We start from the raw sequence: 22,170 nt of genomic DNA on the forward strand, positions 1-22,170 counted from the left end.
GGCTGGGGGGTGCTCTCTCTCTATCCCCGCGCCGGCGGCGGGCCCCCCCCCCCCCCCCGGAGGGGGTCGTTGCGGCAGTGCTCGACGCATTTGCGGTGCCTTCTGCGAGGACCCCACCCGGCCGCTTCGCGGCCACCCTCCCCTCAAGGGGGAGGGAAAACACCGGCGTCACCACTGTGATATCAGGCAGATGGGTGCCGCCATTGTAAGGTGCGTTCAGCGCAAAGACGTCGCCGGGGCGAATGTCGCCGGAATTGAGCCGGATGATGGTCTCCACCGAGCGGTCCATCGAGCCGAGATGCACCGGCATATGCGGTGCGTTGGCGACCAGCGCGCCATTCCGGTCGAAGACGGCGCAGGAGAAATCGAGCCGCTCCTTGATGTTGACGGAATAGGCAGTGTTTTGCAGCGTTACGCCCATCTGTTCGGCGATCGACATGAACAGGTTGTTGAAGACCTCCAGCATCACCGGATCGGCTTCGGTGCCGAGTGCGGCCTGTCGGCGCTTCTTCTCGACGCGCCGCATCAATACGTGGTCCTTGGCGGTGATCTCGGCCTGCCAGCCCGGCTCGACGACAATGGTCTGGTTCGGCTCGATGATCAAAGCAGGGCCGGCGATCTTGTTACCAGGCTTCAGCGTTTCGCGAGGGAAGATGCCGGCGTCGCGCCAGACGCCGTCGACAAAGATTTTCCGGTTCCCGGAAGGACTTGCGGCCATGTCTTCAACAACTGAATCGCTTTCGTCGCGGCCGGTGCCGCCGGTATCGGTACCCTCGACGCCGACCGATTCGACGATCATCGGCTTGTCGTCGTAGACGAAACCGAACTGCGCCTTGTGCGCCAGTTCGAAGTCCGCCTTGGCCTGCGCAATCGAGCCGTGCCCGAAGTTCAGAGGCAGCGCGGTATCGGTGCCGTCGTAGCGGATCTGCAGCACCGGTCTCGAGGCGACCGCGTCTTCGCTGATGCCTTGCGCGGCGAGTTCGTCGATGACGGCTTTGCGCAGCGTTGCGATGAGTTCATCGATCGCTGGCCCGGAATTGTCCGCCAGCGGCTTCAGCAGCGCCTGCTGGCGTGACGCAAATACAGAGGATAGGCCGATGCCGTATGCCGAGAGCAGGCCTGAGAAGGGATGGATCAGCACCGCCTCCATGCCGAGCGCATCGGCGACCAGGCAAGCGTGCTGGCCGCCGGCGCCGCCGAAGCAGTTCAGGAGGTATTCGGTGACATCGTAGCCGCGCTGCACCGAAATCTTCTTGATGGCGTTGGCCATGTTTTCGACGGCGATGGTGATGAACCCTTCGGCGACGGTTTCCGGCGAGCGGCCGTCGCCGATCTCGGCGGCAAGTGCGGTGAATTTTTCGCGAACCGTCTGGACGTCGAGCGGTTCGTCCTGGCCCGGTCCAAAAATAGCCGGGAAGAACTCGGGCTGCAGCTTGCCCAGCATGACATTGGCGTCAGTGACGGCCAACGGGCCGCCGCGCCTATAGGCGGCCGGGCCGGGATTGGCGCCGGCCGAATCCGGCCCGGCGCGAAAGCGGCCGGCCTCGTAATGGAGGATCGAGCCGCCGCCTGCAGCAACGGTGTGGATGCGCATCATCGGCGCGCGGATGCGCACGCCGGCGACCTCGGTGTCGAAGGCGCGCTCGTAGTCACCATCGTAATGGGCGACATCGGTGGAGGTGCCGCCCATGTCGAAGCCTATGACTTTGCCGAAACCGGCGAGTTTTGCCGTCTCGACCATGCCGACGACACCGCCGGCCGGGCCGGACAACAGCGCATCCTTGCCCTGGAACATGTCGGCGGCGGTGAGGCCGCCCGACGACATCATGAACATGAGGCGAGGGCTTTCCCTCCCACTTGAGGGGAGGGTGGCGGCGAAGCCGCCGGGTGGGGTCGGCTCGACTGGGTTCGACACTCTGGCGGTGCCTTCTGAGATGACCCCCTCTGGCTGCTGCGCAGCCATCTCCCCCACAAGGGGGGAGATTGGCGCGGCACCCAGTTCCGCCGCAACCCTTTGCACATACCTTGCCAGGATCGGCGACAGATAGGCGTCGACCACCGTGGTGTCGCCACGGCCGACCAGCTTGATCAGCGGCGAGACCTCGTGACTGACCGAGACCTGCGAGAATCCGAGCTTTCGACAGACTTTGGCGACCGCCTTTTCGTGCTCGGGATGTTTCCAGGCATGCATGAAGACGATCGCGACCGCATCGATGCCATCCGCCTTGGCTTGCTCAATAGCCGGGCGTACCGAAGCAATGTCGAGCAGGCGCTCGACACTGCCGTCGGCGCGAACCCTTTCGTCGATCTCGACGACACGCTCATAGAGCTGTTCGGGAAGGATGATCTGCTTGGCAAAGATATCGGGCCTGGCCTGATAGGCAATCCTCAGCGCATCGCGGAAGCCTTTGGTGATGAGCAGCAGCACACGGTCGCCCTTGCGCTCGAGAAGGGCATTGGTGGCAACCGTGGTGCCCATCTTGACATCGCCGATCAGAGCGGAGGGGATTGGAGCGCCGGGTTGGACGCCGAGCAGCTCGCGAATGCCCTGGATGGCAGCGTCGGCATAGGCTTCGGGATTCTCGGACAGCAGCTTGCGCGGGTTGAGCGCGCCTTCCGGGTCCCGACCGATGACGTCGGTGAAGGTGCCGCCACGGTCGATCCAGAAATCCCATTTTGCGGTCATGGCAGTGGCTCCCGGGATTTTCCCTGTTCGATCTGTTAGCTCGCGAGGCCCTGACCGGCAATCGTCAAGTGATTGGAATATGTTACAGGCAGAAATGCAACGTTACGAAACTCATGCGCAGCTTACGCATTGTGTCCTCGACCGCCGCCGGTAACGGAGGCGTGATTAGAGGAGAGATATCATGAAGAAACTCATTCTTGCGTCGGTGTCGGCGCTTGCGTTGCTTGGCCTTGCCGCCTGCAGCAACAGCGGCACCGACAACACCACGACGCAGAGCACCAACCCGCCGGCATCCGACCAGACGATGAAGCCGGCTGCTCCTGACGCCAACAAGCCTGCCGAGCCGGCTCCGGCTCCGGCGCCTGCGCCGGCTGCTCCGGCTCAGTAGTCAATGTGACAACCAAGGAAAGGCTGGCCTCATAGGCCGGCCTTTCTGCTGCTTACGATGCCAGCGCCTGGCGGCCGAGTGCGACGACGTGAGCGCTGGCGCCAGCCGCCTCAGGCATTGCGCCAAATCGATTGGGCCAGCCCCTGCGTCACTGTCTTGGCTTGATAGCGATGGGTGGTTAGCCCTATGAAGCCCCCATGTCGATTTGGGACCGCCTTGGTGACTTCGTCACACGCGTTTCATCTTCAGCGTCGTCAGGCGTCGCCGAAGTGGTCGAGGCCGTGCGCACGGTTTTCTCCGGCGATGCCGATCTGCGCCGGCGCGTCGCCTTCTCGGTGGCGATGATCGCCCTGTCGGCCAAGATGGCCAAGGCAGACGGCATCGTCACGCAAGACGAGGTGCGCGCCTTCCAGGAAATATTCGAGGTGCCGAAGGAACAGAGGCGCAATGTGGCGCGGCTCTACGATTTGGCCAAACGCGACATTGCCGGTTTCGAGACCTATGCCGAGCGGATGGCGCAGCTTTGCGGTTCGGGCCATTCGAACTGCCTGATGCTCGAGGACATACTCGACGGGCTGTTCCACATCGCCAAGGCCGACGGGCTGGTGCATGAGCGCGAGGGCCAATTCCTGCATCGCATCGCCGAGATATTCCGCATCGATGAGGCGCATTACCAGAGCATCCTGGCCCGGCATGTCGATCTGGGTGCGGCCGATCCTTATATTGTGCTCGGCATCGAGCGTGGGAAGCCGTTCGAGGAGGTCCGCAGGCGCTACCGCAAGCTGGTCTCCGACAATCATCCGGACCGGCTGATCGCACGCGGCCTGCCGCAGGAATTCATCAAGATCGCGACGACCAGGCTGGCGGCGATCAACGCGGCCTATGAAATGATCGAGCGGGGCCTGCGGCACGCATGAGCGGCTTTCCGCCCGATGAGCCGAGCGCCGAGGTCAGGGTATCGCCGAATTTCGGACCACGGCGCGGGACGCTCGGACCCGATATGATCGTGCTGCACTACACCGGCATGGCTACCGGCGCCGGTGCCGAGGCATGGCTTTGCGATCCGGCAAGCGAGGTCTCGTCGCACTACCTGGTCCATGAGGGCGGCCGCATTGTTCAGATGGTAAGGGAAAGCGACCGCGCCTGGCATGCCGGCAGGAGTTCGTGGTTCGGGCTGAACGACGTCAACTCCTGTTCGATCGGCATCGAGATCGTCAATCCGGGGCATACGCTCGGCTATCGCAACTTTCCAAAACCGCAGATCGACGCGGTGATCGGCCTGTGCGCCGGCATCGTCGAGCGCCATTCCATTCCGGCGCAGCGGGTGCTTGCCCATTCCGACGTGGCACCGGGGCGAAAGGTCGATCCAGGCGAGAAATTTCCATGGAAGGCCTTGTTTGCTGCCGGTATCGGCCATGTTGTGCCGGCAGCACCGATCCGGCGCGGCGCCGTGCTGAAGCCAGGCGATACCGGCGCCGAGGTAGAGGCGCTGCAGTCGATGCTGGCGCTCTATGGTTATGGCGTCGAGATCACCGGCACTTTCGACCGGCAGACCGAAATCGTGGTCGAGGCATTTCAGCGGCATTTCCGGCAGCGCCTGGTCGATGGCATGGCTGACGGATCGACGATCCGCACGCTGGAAAGGCTGCTCGCTTCCGTAAGGATAGCCTCTCTCAAATAATCTTTTGCCAGCTTAAAAATTACAATCTGTTACTCAAAGTGACTTGCGTCGCCTTCTTTGGCGCCAATTCCGTCGTCAAAGGCGATCCGTACAGATTGTCGGACGTCTATCCCCCCAAATGTTCCGATGTTGATTGAGGGTATCTGCGCGAAGTTCTTTGTGCAGATCAAACAGAACAGGATCACATGCAGAAATTGACCGTTTTAACGGCAGCCATTGCTGCCGGCGTAATGACTTTTGCCTTCAGTGCGGCGAACAGCGCACCGCTGAGCCAGCGGGCCGATCAGGGCTTCAGTGCCGCAGCCGGCAAAACCGCCATGCCGAAGGGTGGTGCAAAAGTAGAGAAGACCGCCACCGCAAAAGTGGAAAAAGCGGCCGCGGTAAGGACGAAAAAGCCAGTCTCCGCGAAAAGGCCAACCGCTGCGAGAAAGACAATCGCCAAACAGCATGTGAAGCGTAGCCGCAAACGCATCGACCGCATGGCAACGGCGTCAGTCGCTCCGAAGAGCAGGCCAGCGCCTCAGGCGGCGGTAGTCGGCGGCAGCGGACAGTATTCGGCGATCATTGCGCGTTATGCCGCCAGCTATGGCGTCCCGGTGTCGCTCGCCAACGCCGTCATCAAGATCGAAAGCAACTACCAACCGAACCAGGTCGGCAGCGCCGGCGAGATCGGCCTGATGCAGATCAAGCCGGCGACGGCAAGGATGATGGGCTATAGCGGTTCGGTTCAGGGTCTCTACGATCCCGATACCAACATCAAATACGGCATGAAGTACCTTGCCATGGCGCGGGATCTCGGCGGCGGCACGACCTGCGGCACGATCCTGAAATACAATGCCGGCCACGCCGCCACACGGATGAACCCGGTGTCCGCAGCCTATTGCGGCAAGGTCAAGGTGCAGCTGGCAGCACTTGGAGCGCCCGCCTGACAAGCGACAACTTGCTTTTTCGTTTGCGTTTTCGGGCCTGAACCCCTTTATACGCCTTGCCAGCTGGCCGGGCGGCCGCACCCGCGAAGCCGAAAGGCTGCGGGTGAGGAAAGTCCGGGCTCCATGGAGACACGGTGCCGGTTAATGACCGGCGGGGGCGACCCCAGGGAAAGTGCCACAGAAAGCAAACCGCCACGATCCAATCGTGGCAAGGGTGAAAGGGTGGGGTAAGAGCCCACCGCGCGACTGGCAACAGGAGCGGCACGGTAAACCCCACCGGGAGCAAGACCGAATAGGGGCGGTGCGAGGGGAAACCCTCGAGGGCTGTTTCCGGCTCACCGTCCGGGTAGGTTGCGTGAGGCGCATGGCAACATGCGCCCAAGATGAATGGCCGCCACGTTCTCGCCCCGTAAGGGGCGAGGGCCATACAGAACCCGGCTTACAGGCCAGCTGGCAGTTTTCCCCGATAAAAGGAAATCTCCTGATATCAGCAGGTTGCGTCTTCGGGCGCAGCCGTTGATTCACTTTCGACCCCTGCAGCCGAGCGCGACAATCCTTGAAATTGGTACGATTTAATCGTACCATTGAGAGATTGATCAGGAGTGCGCCATGGGCCACGTTGACAAACGCAGCATCACGCTATCGCCGGAACTGGCGGCGGCGGTCGACGACGTGGTCGCCGCCGGCGAATATGCCTCGGCGAGCGAGGTGATCCGCGACGCGCTGCGGCAATGGAAGGACCGGCGCGACCTGCTCGGCTACACGGTCGAGGAATTGCGCAAGCTGGTGCAGGAGGGGATCGACAGCGGACCGGGACGGTTTGCGTCGATCGACGAAATAAAGGCCGAAGCGCGGAGACGATTGAAACCCGACAGCGCGGCATGAATTTGCTGCCCATCATCCGAACCGCAAATGCGGAAGAGGATTTGATCGCGATCTGGCTTCATGTTGCGCAAGACAGCGAGGCTGCGGCCGATCGATTGCTCGATCGGATCGAAGCCCGCTGGCAGCAAGTGGCCACTTATCCCTTCTCAGGTGCCCCGCGCGAAGACATCGCGCCCGGCATCCGTCACCTGATCGTCGGCGTCGAAGAGGCGATCGAAATCGTTCGCGTCCTCCACGGCCGGCGCAAGATCGACGCCGATTCAGCCACCGATTGCGTCTAGCGACGCCTCGATCGCCTGCCAAAGCTCTTCCACCGGCTCGCAGCCGATCGACAGGCGAACGAAGCCGGGCGGAACGGCATCTCCCCTTTTTGATCGCCGTTCGGCCGAAGTGTGCACGCCGCCGAACGACGTCGCTGCCTGCATCAAGGCGCAATTGTTGATGAAATCCTCGGCCCTGTCCTCCGAGGCGAGCACGAACGAGATGAGAAAGCCGAAGCGCTCCATCTGGGCGCGGGCAAGATTGTGCGATGGATCGCTCTCCAGTCCCGGAAAGCGCAAGCCGCTGATCGCGCGATGGTTTTTCAGCCGTCGCGCTATCATTTCGGCGGAAGCGCACATGCGGTCGAAGCGCACGTCCAGCGTTTCGAGGCCGCGATGCACCAGCCATGCCTCGAACGGCCCGGGGATAGCGCCCGACGCCTCGCGCCAGTCGGTCACCCTCGAGATAATGTCCGCGTCGCGGCTGGCGACATGGCCGAACAGCACATCGGAATGGCCGTTTGGTGCCTTGGTGTCGGCGGCAATGACGATATCTGCACCGAGATCGAGCGGGCGCTGGCCGAAAGGCGTCATCGTCGTGTTGTCGACCACAAGCACCGCACCCGCTCTATGCACGGCCTCGGCGACGGCTGCGATGTCGCATATGTCCAGTCCTGGGTTGGCGGGCGTTTCGACGAAGGCAAGCCGATACCTATCGAAGCCGCCGTCGAGGAAGCTCGATGTTGGCCGGACATCATAAGCGACGCCGAAGGACTTCAGGAAGCGCTCTGCCAGCGCCCTCGTCGTGTGATAGCCGTCGGACGGCAGCAGGATACGGTCGCCGGCTTTGAGCAGGCCGAAAAATACCGCCGAGATGGCAGCCATCCCCGAGGGGAAGGCGACGCATGGGGCGTCTTCCAGATGCGCCAGCATGTGCTCGACCGCATCCCAGGTCGGATTGCTGAAGCGGCCATATTGATCGTAGCCGGTGGCGTCGCCGGGCGCATGAAAGATGGCGGCCATGGTCAGGGGCAAGGGGATCGGGTCGCCCTTGGCAAGCCTGCCGCGATACAGATGGGGAAGTGCCGCGGCGCGCGACTTGGCTGTTTCGGACATGGTTTCAACCTCGTTACTGACCGGAAAAGGAGATGCCGAGGCTATGCGCGGCAGCGATCCGCAGCAAGCCGGCTCCGGTTGGGCCACACGGCTCTAAACGCTTCGTTAGGCTTAATAGACGATAAAGACGGGAGTGCCGTCAAAGCTGCTCTCCCCAGTCGTGGCAGGCGCGTTTTGAAGACTGTTCCCGTTGACGCCCATAACACCCCATGATATCCCATTCCGATACTCAAGCCTTCGTTCCGTGTCAGGGTGAAGCGTACGCCAATCGGGCAGCCGCGGCGGCAGCGCGTTTGCCTGCGTTCGCCCGTCACAACGAAGCGGGTTTTGGACGTCGACCGGGCCGGGGCGGCGCGGACAGGAAGATGCAGAGGGGTGCGGCGGCGCAAGCGGCCGTAACGCGTAATGGACCGGTTTCTGTCGAACGCGGTGAACAGGATCGATGCGAAGGGACGGGTGTCCGTGCCGGCGCATTTCCGTGCCGTTGTGCAGAAACGCGGCTATTCGGAACTTTATGCGCTACGCTGCCTGGATCGCCCGGCGATGGATGTCGGTGGGCTCGACCTGCTCGATCGCTACGAGCAGCGTATCGCCCAGGAAGACCCGTTCCTGCAGACGGCGGACGATATGTCGTTCTTCTGCCATGGCGATGGAACGTTTCTGAAGCTCGACCAGGACGGCCGTATCACGATGAGCGATTTCATTCGCGAGCATACCGGCATTTCAGCGGAAGTGGCCTTCGTTGGCCGCGGCAATTTCTTTCAGATCTGGGAGCCGGGACGGCTCAGCGCCTATGGGACGGAAGCACGCGCCCGGCTTTTGCAGCTTCGGCAGGGGACGAAGCCCGAGGAGCGGCCGGAATGATGGCGGGCGACGGCGATGAAGTTCATGCCGTTGGCGGACCAGCCCGTCACATTCCGGTCCTCCTTGCCGAAGTTCTGGGGGCGCTGGCGCCGACAAAAGGCGAGGTGATCGTCGACGGCACGTTCGGTGCCGGCGGCTACACCAAGGCCATTCTGGCAAGCGGAGCCTCGGTCGTCGCCATCGACCGCGATCCGGATGCGATCGCGGCGGGGCGGGCCCTTGAACAGCAGTCCGGCGGCAAGCTCAGGCTTGTCCAGGCACCGTTCTCGACGCTCGACGAGCAGGTTGAAAGTGCCGATGGCGTCGTGCTCGACATCGGCATCTCCTCCATGCAGATCGACCAGCCGGAGCGCGGCTTTTCATTCCGGGCCGATGGACCGCTCGACATGCGCATGGCGCAGGCGGGCCTGAGCGCCGCCGACGTCGTCAACACCTTCAAGGTGGGCGATCTTGCCCGCATCTTCGGTTTTCTCGGCGAGGAACGCCATGCCGGGCGCATCGCCCGCATGATCGAGAGCCGTCGCGAAAAACGCCCCTTCGAGCGCACGCTCGACCTTGCCGATGCCATCGAGACGCATATCGGTCGCGCGCCGAAAGACAAGATCCATCCGGCCACCCGCGTTTTCCAGGCGCTGCGCATCTTCGTCAATGACGAACTCGGCGAACTGGCCAAGGCACTGTTTGCCGCCGAGCGCGTGCTGAAACCGGGCGGGCGGCTTGTCGTGGTGACCTTCCATTCCCTCGAGGACCGCATCGTCAAGCGCTTCATCGCCGACAGAGCCGATTCAGCGACCGGATCGCGGCACCTGCCCGAGGCGCAGGCGCGCACCGCCACCTTCACCAAGAAGGGCGGCGGCGTGACGCCTGGCGATGCCGAGATATCGGCAAATCCGCGGGCGCGCTCGGCAAGGCTGCGCACTGCAATCCGTACAGAGGCGCCGGCGCGTGCCGGCGATTTTTCGATCTTCGGCCTGCCAAAACTGCCTGGCCCAAAGCTTCCCGGCGCCGATCGACCGGGAGAGAGGTGAGCACGTGTTTCGTACCAGCGACATAGTCCTGATCGCCGTCATGGTTTCGGCGGCTGCCCTGACCTACAAGACCAAGCGCGAGGCCGAGGAGCAACTGGCGGCAGTGCACAAGATCCAGGCGCAGATCCGTTATGAGGAGGACACGATCGACCTGCTCAAGGCGGACTGGAGCCTGCTTACCCAGCCGTCGCGCCTGCAGAAGCTCACCGAAATCTACAAATCGCAACTCGGACTCGAGCCGGTCAATGCGCGCCAGATCGTCGGGCTGGACGATCTGCCGGCGAAACCCGTCAACATCGAGGACCTTTCATCGCAGCGGCTGGGCGGCATGGCCGATATCGGCGGCAAGGATCCCGTGGTGACCGGAGGCATCGTCCAATGATCACCGGATTTCCAATGGCTGCCAGATTTCCAAAGATTGGCAGGCTGCTGAAGCGCGGTTCGAAGCCCGGCGCGGGCGGATCGATCGTGGTCGAAGGTGCCCGCAAGGCGACCGGTGGCAAGGGCAGGACCCGCATCGTCATGACGATGGCGGTGTTCTTCGGCATCTATTCGACCATTGCCGGGCGGCTGGTCTATCTGGGTTTCCAGAATCCCGACCTGTCGGGCGGGCCGCAGAGCCGGGTGACGGCATCGCGACCCGACATCGTCGACCGTAACGGCGAAGTGCTGGCGACCGACATCAAGACCGCGTCGCTGTTTGCCGAACCGCGCCGCATCGTCGATGCCGACGAGGCGATCGAAAAGCTGTCGACGGTGCTTCCCGAGATCGACTACGAGCAGACATATAACAAGCTGAAGAGCGGCGCCGGGTTCGTCTGGCTGCAGCGGCAACTGACGCCGAAGCAGCAGGCCGACATCATGCAACTCGGCATCCCCGGATTCGGCTTTCGCACCGAAAAGCGCCGGTTCTATCCGGCCGGCGAAACCTCGTCCTACATTGTCGGCCTCACCAACATCGACAATCAGGGCATCTCCGGCATGGAGAAATACATCGACGAACAAGGCTTGAGCGACCTTCAGGCGTCGGGCCTGGCGGTGGCCAGGGATTTGAAGCCGGTGCAGCTCTCGATCGACCTGCGCGTCCAGCATATCGTGCGCGACGAGGTCGCCACCGGCATGGAAAAGTACCACGCCATCGCGGCGGGCGCCGTCGTGCTCAACGTCAAGACCGGCGAGGTGCTGGCGATGGCGTCGGTTCCGGATTTCGATCCGAACAACCCCTATAACGCGCAGGACAAGGACAGGCTCAACCGTATGTCGGCCGGCCTCTATGAAATGGGGTCGACCTTCAAGAGCTTCACCACCGCTATGGCGCTCGATTCCGGCAAGATAACGCTGCAAAGCCGTTTCGACGCGTCGCGCCCGATCAGGATCGGCCATCAAACCATCCATGATTTCCATGGCAAGGGCCGGATATTGTCGGTGCCGGAAGTGTTCATCTACTCCTCCAATATCGGCTCTGCCAAGGAAGCCGAAGCGGTTGGCATCGACGGACACCGCGAATTCCTGCATCGCCTGGGAATCCTCGAGAAGATGCAGACCGAACTGCCGGAAGTCGCTCGGCCGACCGAGCCCAAGGTCTGGAAGCAGGTCAATTCGATCACCATCGCCTTCGGCCACGGTGTGTCGACGACGCCGCTGCAGACAGCGGTCGGCTGCGCCGCGCTGATGAATGGCGGCTATCTGATGGACCCGACCTTCCTGCCGCGCACGCAGGAGCAGGCGATGGCGGTGGCCAAGAAAGTGGTCAGCGACAAGACGGTCGAGGGCATGCGCTATCTCTATGCACTCAATGCTGAAAAGGGATCCGGCCGCAATGCACGGGTGCCAGGATACCGGGTGGGCGGCAAGACGGGAACGGCGGAGAAGGTCGTCAACGGCCGTTACTCGAAGGAAAAGAATTTCAACGCCTTCGTTGCGGCTTTCCCGATGGACGATCCGCAATACATAGTGCTTACGATCGCCGACGAACCGAAGCCGGAAAAGCCCGGCATGGGTGCTACGGCCGCCTCGAACGCGGGCATCATGGCTGCAAACATCATCCGACGTGCGGCTTCCATGCTTGGCGTGAAGCCAGATTTCAGCCATGAAAATGGTGCAACGCTGGTTTCCTATCAGTGATTCTTGGGGCGCGCCGGCAACTGCGCGCTATTTTGTTGCGATGAACGGGGTTCGATGAAGCTGAAAAATCTAGCCGGTATCCTGCCTGTCGAGGGGACAGCTTCCTTCGACATGGAGGCTACAGGGATTTCGTCGGATTCCCGCCAGGTAACACGGGGCGTCGTCTTTTTCGCGCTCACCGGCTCCAAGGCGGATGGCGCAGCCTACGCAGCCGATGCCGCGAGCCGAGGCGCTGCAGCGATCGTGGTCGGCAAGGGCAGTGCCGTCGCCGGGCTGCCAGTCCCGGTTCTTGTCGTAGACGATCCGCGCCTTGCACTGGCCCTGAGTGCTGCACGTTTTTTCGGTATGCAACCGCAAACCATGGTCGCGGTGACCGGAACCAGCGGCAAGACCTCGGTCGCCGCATTCACCCGGCAGATATGGGAGCAGGCGGGTTTCGCCGCCGCCTCGATCGGCACGACCGGCGTGGTGGCGCCGGGCCGCAACGAATATGGCTCGCTGACCACGCCGGATCCGGTGGCACTGCACAGGCTGCTCAAGGAGCTGGCGGAGGCCGGCGTCACCCACGCCTCGATGGAAGCGTCCAGCCATGGCCTCGACCAGCGCCGGCTCGACGGCGTCAAGCTTGCGGCCGGCGGCTTCACCAATCTCGGCCGCGACCATATGGACTATCATCCGACGGTCGAGGACTATCATCGCGCCAAATTGCGTCTGTTCGACGCGCTGCTGCCGAAGGGCGCGCCGGCGGTCATCTTTGCCGACGACCCGTGGTCGGAGCCGACGATCAAGGCGGCGCGGGCAGGGGGACTGAATGTGCTGACGGTCGGCCGCCACGGCGATTTCCTGCGGCTGAAGCGGGTCGAGCACGAGCGCCACCGCCAGCGCGCCGAGGTCGAAGCGGACGGCGTTCTCCATGAAGTCGACTTGCCGCTGGCCGGCGACTTCCAGATTGCAAATGCGCTGGTGTCGGCCGGCCTCGCCATTTCGACTGGAACATCTGTTGCCAAGGCGTTAATGGCGCTGGAGAAATTGAAGGGCGCGCCGGGACGGCTCGACCTTGTCGGGACAGCCGCCAACGGCGCGCCCGTCTATGTCGACTACGCTCATAAGCCGGATGCGCTGGAAAACGTGCTGGCTTCGGTGCGCCCCTTTACCACCGGCCGCGTCATCGTCGTATTCGGTTGCGGCGGCGACCGCGATCGGGGCAAGCGGCCGATCATGGGCGAGATCGCCACAAGGCTGGCCGACGTCGTCATCGTCACCGACGACAATCCCCGCTCGGAAGTACCCGAGACGATCCGCGCCGCGATCCTGGAGGCCGCACCTGGCGCCATCGAGATCGGCGACCGGCGCAAGGCCATCCACGAGGCGGTCGGGATGCTTCACGCTGGCGACACGCTGATCGTGGCCGGCAAGGGCCATGAGGAAGGCCAGACCATCGGCACCGAGACGCTGCATTTTTCCGATCATGAAGAAGTTCGCTCGGCGCTGCGGGAGCAAGCAGCGTGAGTTATCTGTGGACCTCCGAGGCGCTGGTTGCCGCCATGGATGGCCGGCCGCTCGGTCCGATGCCTGAAGGCATCGCCGGCATTTCCATCGACAGCCGCAGCCTGCAGCCGGGAGACGCTTTCTTCGCCATCAAGGGCGAGGCTATGGACGGCCATGATTTCGTCACCGCCGCCATCAAGGCGGGTGCCGGCGTGCTGATCGTCGCCGAGGGCAAGCTGCCGTCGCTGGGGCGGCTGACGGCACCGATGATCGTCGTGGAGGACGTGCTTGTCGCTCTGGAAAAGCTCGGCGTTGCCGCGCGCGCACGCTCAAAGGCCAGGGTGATTGCCGTGACCGGGTCGGCGGGCAAGACCACCACCAAGGAAGCACTGCGCCACGCTCTCTCCGCGGTCGGTACGGTGCATGCATCGGCCCAGTCGTTCAACAATCACTGGGGGGTGCCGCTGACGCTGGCGCGCATGCCGCAGGGTTTCGACTATGCCGTCTTCGAGATCGGCATGAACCATCCGGACGAGATCCGGCCGCTGGTCAAGATGGTCCGGCCGCATGTCGCCATCGTAACGTTGATCGCGGCGGCTCACCTCGGCTTCTTCCGCAACCTGGACGAGATCGCCAAGGCCAAGGCAGAGGTTTTCGAGGGACTGGAGCCCGGTGGCGCCGCCCTTCTCAACCGCGACGATGCGCGCTGGAAGCTGCTGGAGAAGATGGCCAAAGAGGCCGGCGTCGAGCATGTCTACGGGTTCGGCGAGAATGCCCGGGCGACCTTCAAACTGATCAAATGCGAGCTCAATGCCGATCACTCGGTCATCACCGCCAAGATTGGCGGGCACGAGATTGTCGCCAGGATCGGCGCGCCGGGCCGCCATATGGTGCAGAACGTGCTCGCGGTGCTTGGTGCCGCGCATCTGGTCGGCGCCGACGTCACCAGAGTTGCGCAGGCGCTGGCCGATCTTTCGCCCGAACGCGGACGCGGCAAGCGCTATGTGTTGCGTCACCCCAACGGGCCGATCACGCTGATCGACGAGAGCTACAACGCCAATCCGGCGTCGATGAGCGCTGCAATGGCACTGCTCAACACGACGCCGGTGTCGGGCGAAGGCAGGCGCATTGCCGTGCTCGGCGATATGCTCGAGCTCGGCAGCCATTCGGCGAAATTGCATGCCGCGCTTGCCGGTCTGATCGTCGGCACCGACACGCGCACGGTCTTTCTCGGCGGCCCGGAGATGCGGGCGCTGGCCGACGTTTTGCCCGGCGAGATCAGGACGGAGTACCGCGCCGGTGCGGAAGATCTGAAACCGGTTCTTCTATCGGAATTGAAGCCCGGCGACGTGGTTATGATCAAATCGTCGAAGGGCATAGGCTTTTCAAAGCTGGTCGAGGCGTTGCTCGGCAAGTTTCCGGCGGAAGCCACAACCAGCAGACAGACCTAGGATCGGTCCGGGGGACGCAAGCGCATGCTAACACTGCTCGTCGAATTTGCGGACAAGATCTCGGTCTTCAACGTCTTCCGCTACATAACCTTCCGCACCGGCGGAGCGCTGATCACAGCGGCGCTGATCGTGTTCATCTTCGGACCGACCATCATCAATTCGCTGCGGCTGCGGCAAGGCAAGGGCCAGCCGATCCGTGCCGACGGGCCGCAGACGCATTTCAAGAAGGCGGGAACGCCGACAATGGGCGGACTGATGATCCTGTCCGGCATCGTCGGTTCGTCCCTGCTGTGGGCGAACCTGTCGAGCATCTACGTCTGGGTGGTCCTGCTGGTGACGCTGGGATTCGGCTCGATCGGCTTTTACGACGATTATCTCAAAGTAACCAAGCAATCGCATCTCGGCTTTTCCGGCAAGGCGCGGCTGGGGCTCGAATTCGTCATCGCCGGCATCGCCGCCTGGGTGATCATGCATAACGGCCAGGCGCCGTTCTCGTCATCGTTGACATTCCCTTTCGCCAAGGAGTTTCTCGTCAATCTCGGCTGGTTCTTCATCCCGTTCTCGTGCTTCGTCATCGTCGGCGCCGGCAATGCGGTGAACCTGACCGACGGTCTCGACGGGCTGGCGATCGTGCCGATCATGATCGCCGCCGCATCCTTCGGCGTCATCGCCTATCTCTCCGGCAACGCGGTGTTCGCCGAATATCTGCAGATCCATTTCGTGCCCGGCACCGGTGAACTTGCGGTGGTCCTTGGAGCGGTGATCGGCGCCGGGCTTGGCTTCCTCTGGTTCAATGCGCCGCCGGCGGCGATCTTCATGGGCGACACCGGCTCGCTGGCGCTGGGTGGGCTGATCGGCACGGTCGCGGTGGCGACCAAGCACGAGATCGTGCTGGTCATCGTCGGCGGCCTGTTCGTCGTCGAGATATTCTCGGTCATCATCCAGGTCGGCTACTTCAAGATGACCGGCAAGCGCGTCTTCCTGATGGCGCCGATCCACCATCATTTCGAAAAGCTCGGCTGGACCGAAAGCCAGGTGGTGATCCGCTTCTGGATCATCGCCGTCATCCTGGCGCTGGTCGGCCTGTCGACCCTGAAGCTCAGATAGGAGGCCGCTTGATCCCCGCCGCATCCTTTTCAGGCAAGCGCGTTTCGCTCTTCGGGCTCGGTGGCTCGGGGATTGCCACGGCGCGCGCGCTGATCGAGGGCGGCGCGGATGTGCTGGCGTGGGACGACAATCCCGACAGCGTCGCCAAGGCCGGCGCGGTCGGCATCACGACAGCGGACCTGCGTGGTGCGGACTGGGCGAGGTTTTCCGCCTTCGTGCTGTCGCCCGGCGTGCCGCTGACGCATCCCAAGCCGCACTGGACCGTCGAGTTGGCGCGGGGCTCAGGCGTGGAGATCATCGGCGACATCGAGCTTTTCTGCCGCGAGCGGATGCTGCTGGCACCGGCAGCACCTTTCATTGCCATTACCGGCACCAACGGCAAGTCGACGACCACGGCACTGACGGCGCACATCCTAAAATCGGCTGGGCGCGACACGCAGATGGGCGGCAATATCGGCCGCGCGGTGATGACGCTCGATCCGCCGCAGCCTGAACGGCACTATGTGGTTGAGTGCTCTTCCTACCAGATCGATCTTGCCCCTTCGATCAATCCGACGGCCGGTGTGCTGCTCAACCTGACGCCGGACCATCTCGACCGCCATGGCACGATGCAACACTACGCCTCGATCAAGGAGCGGCTGGTGGCCGGCAGCGAGACGGCAATCATCGGTGTCGACGATTCCTGGTGCGCCCAGATCGCCGATCGGCTGGAGCGGGCCGGCCGGCAGGTCATCCGCATCTCCAAGCGCCTGCCGCTGACCGACGGTTATTTCGCTGACGGCACCAACTTAATGGAAGCCGTGCACGGCCGCTACAGCCGTGTCGCCTTCCTCGAAGGCATCGGCTCGTTGCGCGGCCAGCACAATGCGCAGAACGCGCTGGCCGCCGCCGCCGCCTGCCTCAAGGTCGGGCTCGAGCTCGGCGAGATCCAATCCGGACTTGAGAGTTTCCCTGGGCTGGCGCACCGCATGGAGCAGGTCGGCCGCAAAGGGCATGTGCTGTTCGTCAACGATTCCAAGGCGACCAATGCCGATGCCGCTGCACCGGCGCTGTCGAGCTTTGCGCGTATCTACTGGATTGCCGGCGGCCTGCCGAAAGAGGGCGGCATCGAGCCGTTACGCGGCTTCTTCCCGCGCATCGCCAAGGCCTATCTGATCGGCGAAGCCGCACCGGCCTTTTCGGCGACGCTGGGCGAAGCGGTGCCCTACGAGATATCAGGCACGTTGGCGGCGGCAGTCGAACACGCCGCCCGCGATGCGGCCAGGGATAGTAGCGGCGAGGCAGTGGTGCTGCTGTCGCCGGCCTGCGCCAGTTTCGACCAGTTCAAGAATTTCGAAGTGCGCGGTGAGGCGTTCAGGCAAGCCGCAACCGCCATTGATGGCGTGAAGCCCATCGGAGGGACACGATAATGCAAAGCCGTCTCGACAAAAGCCCTGTGGCGACCTGGTGGTGGACGATCGATCGCTGGTTCCTGGCGGCGTTCCTGTCGCTGATGGGGCTCGGCATCGTTTTGTCCTTCGCCGCAAGCCCGGCGGTGGCCGAGCGCATCGGGCTAGACAGTTTCCACTTCGCGACACGCCAGATTATCTTCACCATTCCGGCGCTTGGGGTAATGCTGGCCGTCTCGTTCCTTGAATCCAGGCAGATCCGGCGCATGGCGCTGGTCATGTTGTGCATCATGCTGTTTCTGATGGTGGCGGTGCTCTATATCGGCGTCGAGGTGAAGGGCGCGCGGCGCTGGGTGTCGCTAGCCGGCCTGTCGATCCAGCCGTCCGAGTTCCTGAAACCGGCCTTCGTCATCATCTGCGCCTGGTTGTTCGCCGAGCACAAGCGCCAGCCCGACATTCCGGGCAATTTGTTCGCCATGTTGCTGCTTGCACTGGTCATCTCGCTGCTGGTGGCGCAGCCTGACCTTGGGCAGACCATGCTGGTGCTCGGCACCTGGGGGGTGATGTTCTTCATGGCCGGATTGCCGTGGCTGTGGATCGTCGCGCTGGGTGCTGCAGGCGTCGGCGGCGTGTTCGCCGCCTATGCAGTGTTCCCGCACGTTGCCGGCCGTATCGACCGCTTCATGACCGGCGAGGGCGACACGTTCCAGGTCGACATGGGCCGCGAGGCGCTGATCAATGGCGGCTGGTTCGGCGTCGGGCCGGGCGAGGGTACCGTCAAGCGGGTCATCCCCGACAGCCACGCCGACTTCGTCTTCTCTGTCGCCGGCGAGGAATTCGGGCTGATCATGTGTTTCTTCATCATGTCCATCTTCGGCTTCATCGTGCTGCGCGGTCTCAACACGGCGCTCAGGGAGCAGGACGATTTCACCCGCTACGCGGTTGGCGGCCTGGTCACGGTCTTCGGCCTGCAGTCGGTCATCAACATGGCCGTCAATCTGCAGCTGATGCCGGCCAAGGGAATGACGCTGCCGTTCATCTCCTACGGCGGCTCTTCGCAGATCGCGATCGCCATCTCGATGGGCATGGTGCTGGCGCTGACGCGCAAGCGCCCGGAAAAGCGCAAGCAGCTGGGCTTCATGCCGTCGCCGCGTGCGATGCCGGCGGAGTGAGATGGCGAAGGGGGTCATCCTTCTGGCGGCAGGCGGAACCGGCGGACATCTGTTCCCGGCCGAGGCGCTGGCACATGAGCTCAAGACGCGCGGCTGGGCGGTACATCTGGCCACCGACGACCGCGCCGAGCGCTATGCCGGCAGGTTCCCCGGCGACGGCGTCCACGCTATCGCCTCCGCTACCTTCGGGTCGAGAAATCCGCTGACTGTCGCGCGGACCTTCTGGACCCTGTGGCGTGGATTCCGCCAGTCGTCCGCCCTGATCGCCCGGCTGAGGCCGAATGCGGTGGTGGGCTTCGGCGGCTATCCGACGCTGCCGCCGCTGTTCGCGGCGACGCGACGCGGTGCGCCAACGCTGATCCATGAGCAGAACGCGGTAATGGGCCGCGCCAACAAGGCGCTCGCGCCGCGGGTGACGGCGATTGCGGGGGGCTTCCTCAAGGCCTCCGGTCCCTTCTCGGCCAAGATCGTGGAGACTGGCAATCCGGTCCGGCAGGCGGTGCTCGACGTGGCCGGCAGGCCCTATGCCGTGCCCGAGCCCGGCGGACCGCTGCGGCTGCTCGTCTTCGGCGGTAGCCAGGGCGCGCGCTATTTTTCCGACACTGTGCCTGAGGCGGTGGCGGCGATGCCCAGCGCAATGCGCTCGCGGCTGAGCATCGTGCAGCAGGCACGCGGCGAGGACGAGGCGCGGGTGAGAGAGCACTACCGCGCTCTCGGCATCGAGGCCGAGGTCGCGTCGTTCTTCTCCGATCTGCCGGCGCGCATGGCCGCCGCGCATCTCGTCGTCTCACGCTCGGGCGCGTCGACGGTGCTCGAGCTTTCGGTGATCGGCCGGCCGGCCATCCTCGTGCCTCTTCCGCATGCCCTCGACGACGATCAAGGCCACAATGCACAGATCCTCGTCAATGCGGGGGGCGCGGTGATGCGGCGCCAGCCCGGCCTCGACGCGGCGGCGCTCGCAGGCGAGATCGTGGAGTTGCTGGGCGACGGCGACAGGCTCGCCGCCATGGCCTCGGCGGCCCGCTCGGTGCGAAGACCCGACGCGGCGCGGTTGCTCGCCGATCTGACAGAGGCTATTGCGTCCAGGAAATCCGTTTCGGAATTCAGGAAGGAGACGCACGCATGAAGATGCCACAGACGATCGGCCTCGTGCATTTCATCGGCATTGGCGGCATCGGCATGAGCGGCATCGCCGAGGTGCTGCACAATCTCGGCTACAAGGTGCAGGGATCCGATCAGGCTGACAGCGCCAATGTGCAGCGGCTGCGCGACAAGGGCATCGAATGCTTCGTCGGCCATCAGGCCGAAAACCTCGGCGAGGCCGAAGTGGTCGTCGTCTCCACCGCAATCAAGAAATCCAACCCGGAGCTGAAGGCGGCGAGAGAGAAGTTGCTGCCGATCGTGCGGCGCGCCGAAATGCTGGCCGAGCTGATGCGCTTCCGGCAGGCGGTCGCGATCGGCGGCACGCATGGCAAGACGACGACGACTTCGATGGTGGCGACGCTACTCGAAGCCGGCGGGCTCGACCCGACGGTAATCAATGGCGGCATCATCAATGCCTATGGCACCAATGCCCGCATGGGAGACGGCGAATGGATGGTGGTCGAGGCCGACGAGAGCGACGGCACCTTCCTCAAGCTGCCGGCCGAGATTGCCGTCGTCACCAATATCGACCCCGAGCACCTCGACCATTACGGCTCCTTCGACAAAGTGCGCGAAGCGTTTCGTCAGTTCGTCGAGAATGTGCCGTTCTACGGCTTTGGTGTGATGTGCACCGACCATCCCGAGGTGCAGGCGCTGGTCGCCCGCATCGAGGACCGGCGCGTCATCACCTATGGCGAAAATGCGCAGGCCGACGTGCGCTTCACCAATCACCGCATGGACGGCCCGACCTCGGAATTCGACGTGGTGATCCGCGACCGCAAGACGCACGGCCAGATAACGATATCAGGCCTGCGGCTGCCCATGCCCGGGCGCCACAATGTCTCCAACGCGACGGCGGCGATTGCCGTCGCGCATGAGCTCGGCCTTTCGGCTGAGGCAATCAAGAAGGGCCTGTCGTCTTTCGCGGGCGTCAAGCGGCGCTTCACCCATACCGGTTCGTGGAACGGTGTCGATGTGTTCGACGATTACGGTCATCATCCGGTCGAGATCACGGCGGTACTGAAAGCTGCGCGCAGCGCTACCAAGGGTCGCATCATCGCCGTTACACAACCGCATCGCTTCACCCGGCTGCGCGATCTGTTCGACGAGTTTTCCGTCTGCTTCAACGACGCCGATACGGTAATGGTGGCGCCCGTCTATGCGGCCGGCGAGGAACCGATCGACGGCGTCACGTCCGACGCACTGGTGTCGCGCATCCGCTCCGGCGGCCATCGCGACGCACGCTACATCGAAGGTCCGGCGGCGATTGCGCCGATCGTGCGCGAGGTGGCGAAGCCGGGCGATTTCGTCGTCTTCCTCGGCGCCGGCAACATCACCCAATGGGCCTATGCGCTGCCCAAGGAACTCGGCGGGACCATCTCATGATGCGCGGCCAGGCGTTGATCGAGAAGCTTGGCGACCGGCTTGCCGGACTGCGCGGCCGCATCACGCCCAATGCCGAGATGGACAAGATCACCTGGTTTCGAGCCGGCGGGCTCGCGGACGCATTGTTCCAGCCGGCCGACGAGGACGATCTTGCCACGTTCCTGAAGGCGGTGCCGGAGGAAATTCCGCTGACCATCGTCGGCGTCGGCTCGAACCTGCTTGTCCGTGACGGCGGCATTGCGGGCTTTGTCATCCGGCTTTCGGCCAAAGGCTTTGGCGAGACCGAAGTAATTGCGCCGACCACGATCAAGGCGGGCGCCGCGACACCCGACAAGCGCCTTGCGGCCGTTGCCTACGAGGCAGGCATCGGTGGCTTTCATTTCTACCACGGCATTCCCGGCGCCATTGGCGGAGCGCTGAGGATGAACGCCGGCGCCAATGGCGTCGAGACGCGCGAGCGCGTGGTCGAGGTGCGGGCACTCGACCGCAAGGGCAATGTTCATACGCTGAGCAATGCCGATATGGGCTATGCCTATCGCCATTCAGCGGCGCCGTCCGGGCTGATCTTCACGTCGGCGCTGCTCGAAGGCATTCCTGAGGACAAGGCGGCGATCAAGGCCGCGATGGATGCTGTCCAGAACCATCGCGAGACCGTGCAGCCGATCCGCGAAAAGACCGGTGGCTCTACCTTCAAGAATCCTGAGGGCACCTCGGCCTGGAAGGAGATCGACAAGGCCGGCTGCCGCGGCCTGATGGTTGGTGGGGCGCAGATGTCGCCGATGCATTGCAACTTCATGATCAACACCGGAACCGCCACGGGCTACGAACTTGAATATCTCGGTGAGACGGTGCGTGCGCGCGTGCTCGAAAGATCAGGTATCCGGCTGCAGTGGGAGATCAAGCGCATCGGTAATTTTCGGCCGGGCCATGCCGTCCAGGAATTTCTCGGGCAGTTGCTTTAGGCAAGCTGACCGCCGTTGCCTTTCGGAGTCATGAATTCACATTTTGCTGCCGTTTTTGCGGAAAGTGAATCCATCGGAATCGTAAGCACTTGCCAGCGAATCAACTCTCTGA

At 63.5% G+C, this 22,170-nt stretch carries 20 protein-coding genes and 1 other RNA gene; 19 read left to right on the forward strand and 2 right to left on the reverse strand.

Annotated elements, in window-relative coordinates:
* A partial coding sequence (locus NKJ28_RS18060; RefSeq protein ID WP_352636617.1) for a hydantoinase/oxoprolinase family protein occupies positions 1 to 2,686 on the reverse strand: 2,686 nt, incomplete at its 3' end.
* Between the two features lie 181 nt (positions 2,687 to 2,867).
* Between NKJ28_RS18060 and NKJ28_RS18065 the strand changes: the two genes are divergently transcribed.
* The 7 genes from NKJ28_RS18065 (at position 2,868) to NKJ28_RS18095 (ending at position 6,850) form a co-directional block, all read left to right on the forward strand.
* A complete protein-coding gene (locus tag NKJ28_RS18065) occupies positions 2,868 to 3,074 on the forward strand; it encodes a hypothetical protein (protein WP_023676780.1) in 207 nt (68 codons plus the stop codon).
* Positions 3,075 to 3,271: 197 nt separating this feature from the next.
* Complete coding sequence (locus NKJ28_RS18070; protein WP_023676779.1) at positions 3,272 to 3,991, forward strand: J domain-containing protein; 720 nt, start codon at positions 3,272 to 3,274, stop codon at positions 3,989 to 3,991.
* Positions 3,988 to 4,755: an N-acetylmuramoyl-L-alanine amidase gene (locus NKJ28_RS18075; RefSeq protein ID WP_352636618.1), complete on the forward strand. Its 768-nt coding sequence runs from the start codon at positions 3,988 to 3,990 to the stop codon at positions 4,753 to 4,755. The genes NKJ28_RS18070 and NKJ28_RS18075 overlap by 4 nt, the downstream gene beginning before the upstream one ends.
* 185 nt (positions 4,756 to 4,940) lie before the next feature.
* Positions 4,941 to 5,684, forward strand: coding sequence for a lytic transglycosylase domain-containing protein (locus tag NKJ28_RS18080; RefSeq protein ID WP_352575073.1), 744 nt, complete (start codon positions 4,941 to 4,943; stop codon positions 5,682 to 5,684).
* Positions 5,685 to 5,743: 59 nt separating this feature from the next.
* An RNA gene (gene rnpB, locus NKJ28_RS18085) (RNase P RNA component class A) lies at positions 5,744 to 6,142 on the forward strand.
* A 151-nt stretch (positions 6,143 to 6,293) separates the two neighbouring features.
* Positions 6,294 to 6,569, forward strand: a complete 276-nt coding sequence (locus tag NKJ28_RS18090) for a type II toxin-antitoxin system ParD family antitoxin (RefSeq protein ID WP_023676776.1) — start codon at positions 6,294 to 6,296, stop codon at positions 6,567 to 6,569.
* On the forward strand, positions 6,566 to 6,850 hold the full coding sequence (locus NKJ28_RS18095) for a type II toxin-antitoxin system RelE/ParE family toxin (protein WP_352636619.1): 285 nt from the start codon (positions 6,566 to 6,568) through the stop codon (positions 6,848 to 6,850). Before NKJ28_RS18090 ends, NKJ28_RS18095 begins: the two co-directional genes overlap by 4 nt.
* On the opposite strand, the gene NKJ28_RS18100 is transcribed toward NKJ28_RS18095, so the two are convergent.
* The gene (locus tag NKJ28_RS18100; protein ID WP_352636620.1) at positions 6,830 to 7,945 is read right to left on the reverse strand and encodes a cystathionine gamma-lyase; all 1,116 of its coding nucleotides are present in this window, start codon (positions 7,943 to 7,945) and stop codon (positions 6,830 to 6,832) included. The genes NKJ28_RS18095 and NKJ28_RS18100 overlap by 21 nt on opposite strands.
* Positions 7,946 to 8,350: 405 nt before the next feature.
* Between NKJ28_RS18100 and mraZ the strand changes: the two genes are divergently transcribed.
* The 12 genes from mraZ to murB are packed head-to-tail and all read left to right on the forward strand — an operon-like array spanning position 8,351 to position 22,058.
* Positions 8,351 to 8,809, forward strand: coding sequence for a division/cell wall cluster transcriptional repressor MraZ (gene mraZ, locus NKJ28_RS18105; protein ID WP_352456172.1), 459 nt, complete (start codon positions 8,351 to 8,353; stop codon positions 8,807 to 8,809).
* The gene (rsmH, locus tag NKJ28_RS18110; protein WP_352636621.1) at positions 8,806 to 9,837 is read left to right on the forward strand and encodes a 16S rRNA (cytosine(1402)-N(4))-methyltransferase RsmH; all 1,032 of its coding nucleotides are present in this window, start codon (positions 8,806 to 8,808) and stop codon (positions 9,835 to 9,837) included. Before mraZ ends, rsmH begins: the two co-directional genes overlap by 4 nt.
* Positions 9,838 to 9,841: 4 nt before the next feature.
* On the forward strand, positions 9,842 to 10,219 hold the full coding sequence (gene ftsL, locus NKJ28_RS18115; RefSeq protein ID WP_023676771.1) for a cell division protein FtsL: 378 nt from the start codon (positions 9,842 to 9,844) through the stop codon (positions 10,217 to 10,219).
* A gap of 14 nt (positions 10,220 to 10,233) precedes the next feature.
* Complete coding sequence (locus NKJ28_RS18120; protein WP_352636622.1) at positions 10,234 to 11,961, forward strand: peptidoglycan D,D-transpeptidase FtsI family protein; 1,728 nt, start codon at positions 10,234 to 10,236, stop codon at positions 11,959 to 11,961.
* Positions 11,962 to 12,015: 54 nt separating this feature from the next.
* Entirely contained in the window at positions 12,016 to 13,470 is a 1,455-nt protein-coding gene (locus NKJ28_RS18125) for a UDP-N-acetylmuramoyl-L-alanyl-D-glutamate--2,6-diaminopimelate ligase (RefSeq protein WP_352636623.1), read from the forward strand.
* The gene (locus tag NKJ28_RS18130; protein WP_023676768.1) at positions 13,467 to 14,900 is read left to right on the forward strand and encodes a UDP-N-acetylmuramoylalanyl-D-glutamyl-2,6-diaminopimelate--D-alanyl-D-alanine ligase; all 1,434 of its coding nucleotides are present in this window, start codon (positions 13,467 to 13,469) and stop codon (positions 14,898 to 14,900) included. Before NKJ28_RS18125 ends, NKJ28_RS18130 begins: the two co-directional genes overlap by 4 nt.
* A gap of 24 nt (positions 14,901 to 14,924) precedes the next feature.
* Positions 14,925 to 16,007: a phospho-N-acetylmuramoyl-pentapeptide-transferase gene (gene mraY / locus NKJ28_RS18135; RefSeq protein WP_023676767.1), complete on the forward strand. Its 1,083-nt coding sequence runs from the start codon at positions 14,925 to 14,927 to the stop codon at positions 16,005 to 16,007.
* 8 nt (positions 16,008 to 16,015) lie between these two features.
* Positions 16,016 to 17,416, forward strand: a complete 1,401-nt coding sequence (gene murD, locus NKJ28_RS18140) for a UDP-N-acetylmuramoyl-L-alanine--D-glutamate ligase (protein ID WP_352570481.1) — start codon at positions 16,016 to 16,018, stop codon at positions 17,414 to 17,416.
* Positions 17,416 to 18,567, forward strand: a complete 1,152-nt coding sequence (gene ftsW / locus NKJ28_RS18145; RefSeq protein WP_352456168.1) for a putative lipid II flippase FtsW — start codon at positions 17,416 to 17,418, stop codon at positions 18,565 to 18,567. The genes murD and ftsW overlap by 1 nt, the downstream gene beginning before the upstream one ends.
* Before the next feature lies 1 nt (position 18,568).
* The gene (murG, locus tag NKJ28_RS18150) at positions 18,569 to 19,693 is read left to right on the forward strand and encodes an undecaprenyldiphospho-muramoylpentapeptide beta-N-acetylglucosaminyltransferase (protein WP_352456167.1); all 1,125 of its coding nucleotides are present in this window, start codon (positions 18,569 to 18,571) and stop codon (positions 19,691 to 19,693) included.
* Complete coding sequence (gene murC / locus NKJ28_RS18155) at positions 19,690 to 21,096, forward strand: UDP-N-acetylmuramate--L-alanine ligase (RefSeq protein WP_352456166.1); 1,407 nt, start codon at positions 19,690 to 19,692, stop codon at positions 21,094 to 21,096. The genes murG and murC overlap by 4 nt, the downstream gene beginning before the upstream one ends.
* Positions 21,093 to 22,058 (forward strand): UDP-N-acetylmuramate dehydrogenase, encoded by a 966-nt coding sequence (gene murB / locus NKJ28_RS18160; RefSeq protein WP_031211769.1) that lies wholly within the window; start codon positions 21,093 to 21,095, stop codon positions 22,056 to 22,058. The genes murC and murB overlap by 4 nt, the downstream gene beginning before the upstream one ends.
* The last annotated feature ends 112 nt before the right edge of the window (positions 22,059 to 22,170 follow it).

This window comes from Mesorhizobium sp. M0145 (assembly GCF_040322355.1).
Classification (GTDB): domain Bacteria; phylum Pseudomonadota; class Alphaproteobacteria; order Rhizobiales; family Rhizobiaceae; genus Mesorhizobium.

What these genes read in the sequence shown, in the direction of transcription:
- NKJ28_RS18065 (WP_023676780.1), top strand. Translation starts at nt 2,868, where the DNA reads ATGAAGAAACTCATTCTTGCGTCGGTGTCGGCGCTTGCGTTGCTTGGC.
- NKJ28_RS18070 (WP_023676779.1), top strand. Translation starts at nt 3,272, where the DNA reads ATGTCGATTTGGGACCGCCTTGGTGACTTCGTCACACGCGTTTCATCT.
- NKJ28_RS18075 (WP_352636618.1), top strand. Translation starts at nt 3,988, where the DNA reads ATGAGCGGCTTTCCGCCCGATGAGCCGAGCGCCGAGGTCAGGGTATCG.
- NKJ28_RS18080 (WP_352575073.1), top strand. Translation starts at nt 4,941, where the DNA reads ATGCAGAAATTGACCGTTTTAACGGCAGCCATTGCTGCCGGCGTAATG.
- NKJ28_RS18090 (WP_023676776.1), top strand. Translation starts at nt 6,294, where the DNA reads ATGGGCCACGTTGACAAACGCAGCATCACGCTATCGCCGGAACTGGCG.
- NKJ28_RS18095 (WP_352636619.1), top strand. Translation starts at nt 6,566, where the DNA reads ATGAATTTGCTGCCCATCATCCGAACCGCAAATGCGGAAGAGGATTTG.
- NKJ28_RS18100 (WP_352636620.1), bottom strand. Translation starts at nt 7,945, where the DNA reads ATGTCCGAAACAGCCAAGTCGCGCGCCGCGGCACTTCCCCATCTGTAT.
- mraZ (WP_352456172.1), top strand. Translation starts at nt 8,351, where the DNA reads ATGGACCGGTTTCTGTCGAACGCGGTGAACAGGATCGATGCGAAGGGA.
- rsmH (WP_352636621.1), top strand. Translation starts at nt 8,806, where the DNA reads ATGATGGCGGGCGACGGCGATGAAGTTCATGCCGTTGGCGGACCAGCC.
- NKJ28_RS18120 (WP_352636622.1), top strand. Translation starts at nt 10,234, where the DNA reads ATGGCTGCCAGATTTCCAAAGATTGGCAGGCTGCTGAAGCGCGGTTCG.
- NKJ28_RS18125 (WP_352636623.1), top strand. Translation starts at nt 12,016, where the DNA reads ATGAAGCTGAAAAATCTAGCCGGTATCCTGCCTGTCGAGGGGACAGCT.
- mraY (WP_023676767.1), top strand. Translation starts at nt 14,925, where the DNA reads ATGCTAACACTGCTCGTCGAATTTGCGGACAAGATCTCGGTCTTCAAC.
- ftsW (WP_352456168.1), top strand. Translation starts at nt 17,416, where the DNA reads ATGCAAAGCCGTCTCGACAAAAGCCCTGTGGCGACCTGGTGGTGGACG.
- murG (WP_352456167.1), top strand. Translation starts at nt 18,569, where the DNA reads ATGGCGAAGGGGGTCATCCTTCTGGCGGCAGGCGGAACCGGCGGACAT.
- murC (WP_352456166.1), top strand. Translation starts at nt 19,690, where the DNA reads ATGAAGATGCCACAGACGATCGGCCTCGTGCATTTCATCGGCATTGGC.
- murB (WP_031211769.1), top strand. Translation starts at nt 21,093, where the DNA reads ATGATGCGCGGCCAGGCGTTGATCGAGAAGCTTGGCGACCGGCTTGCC.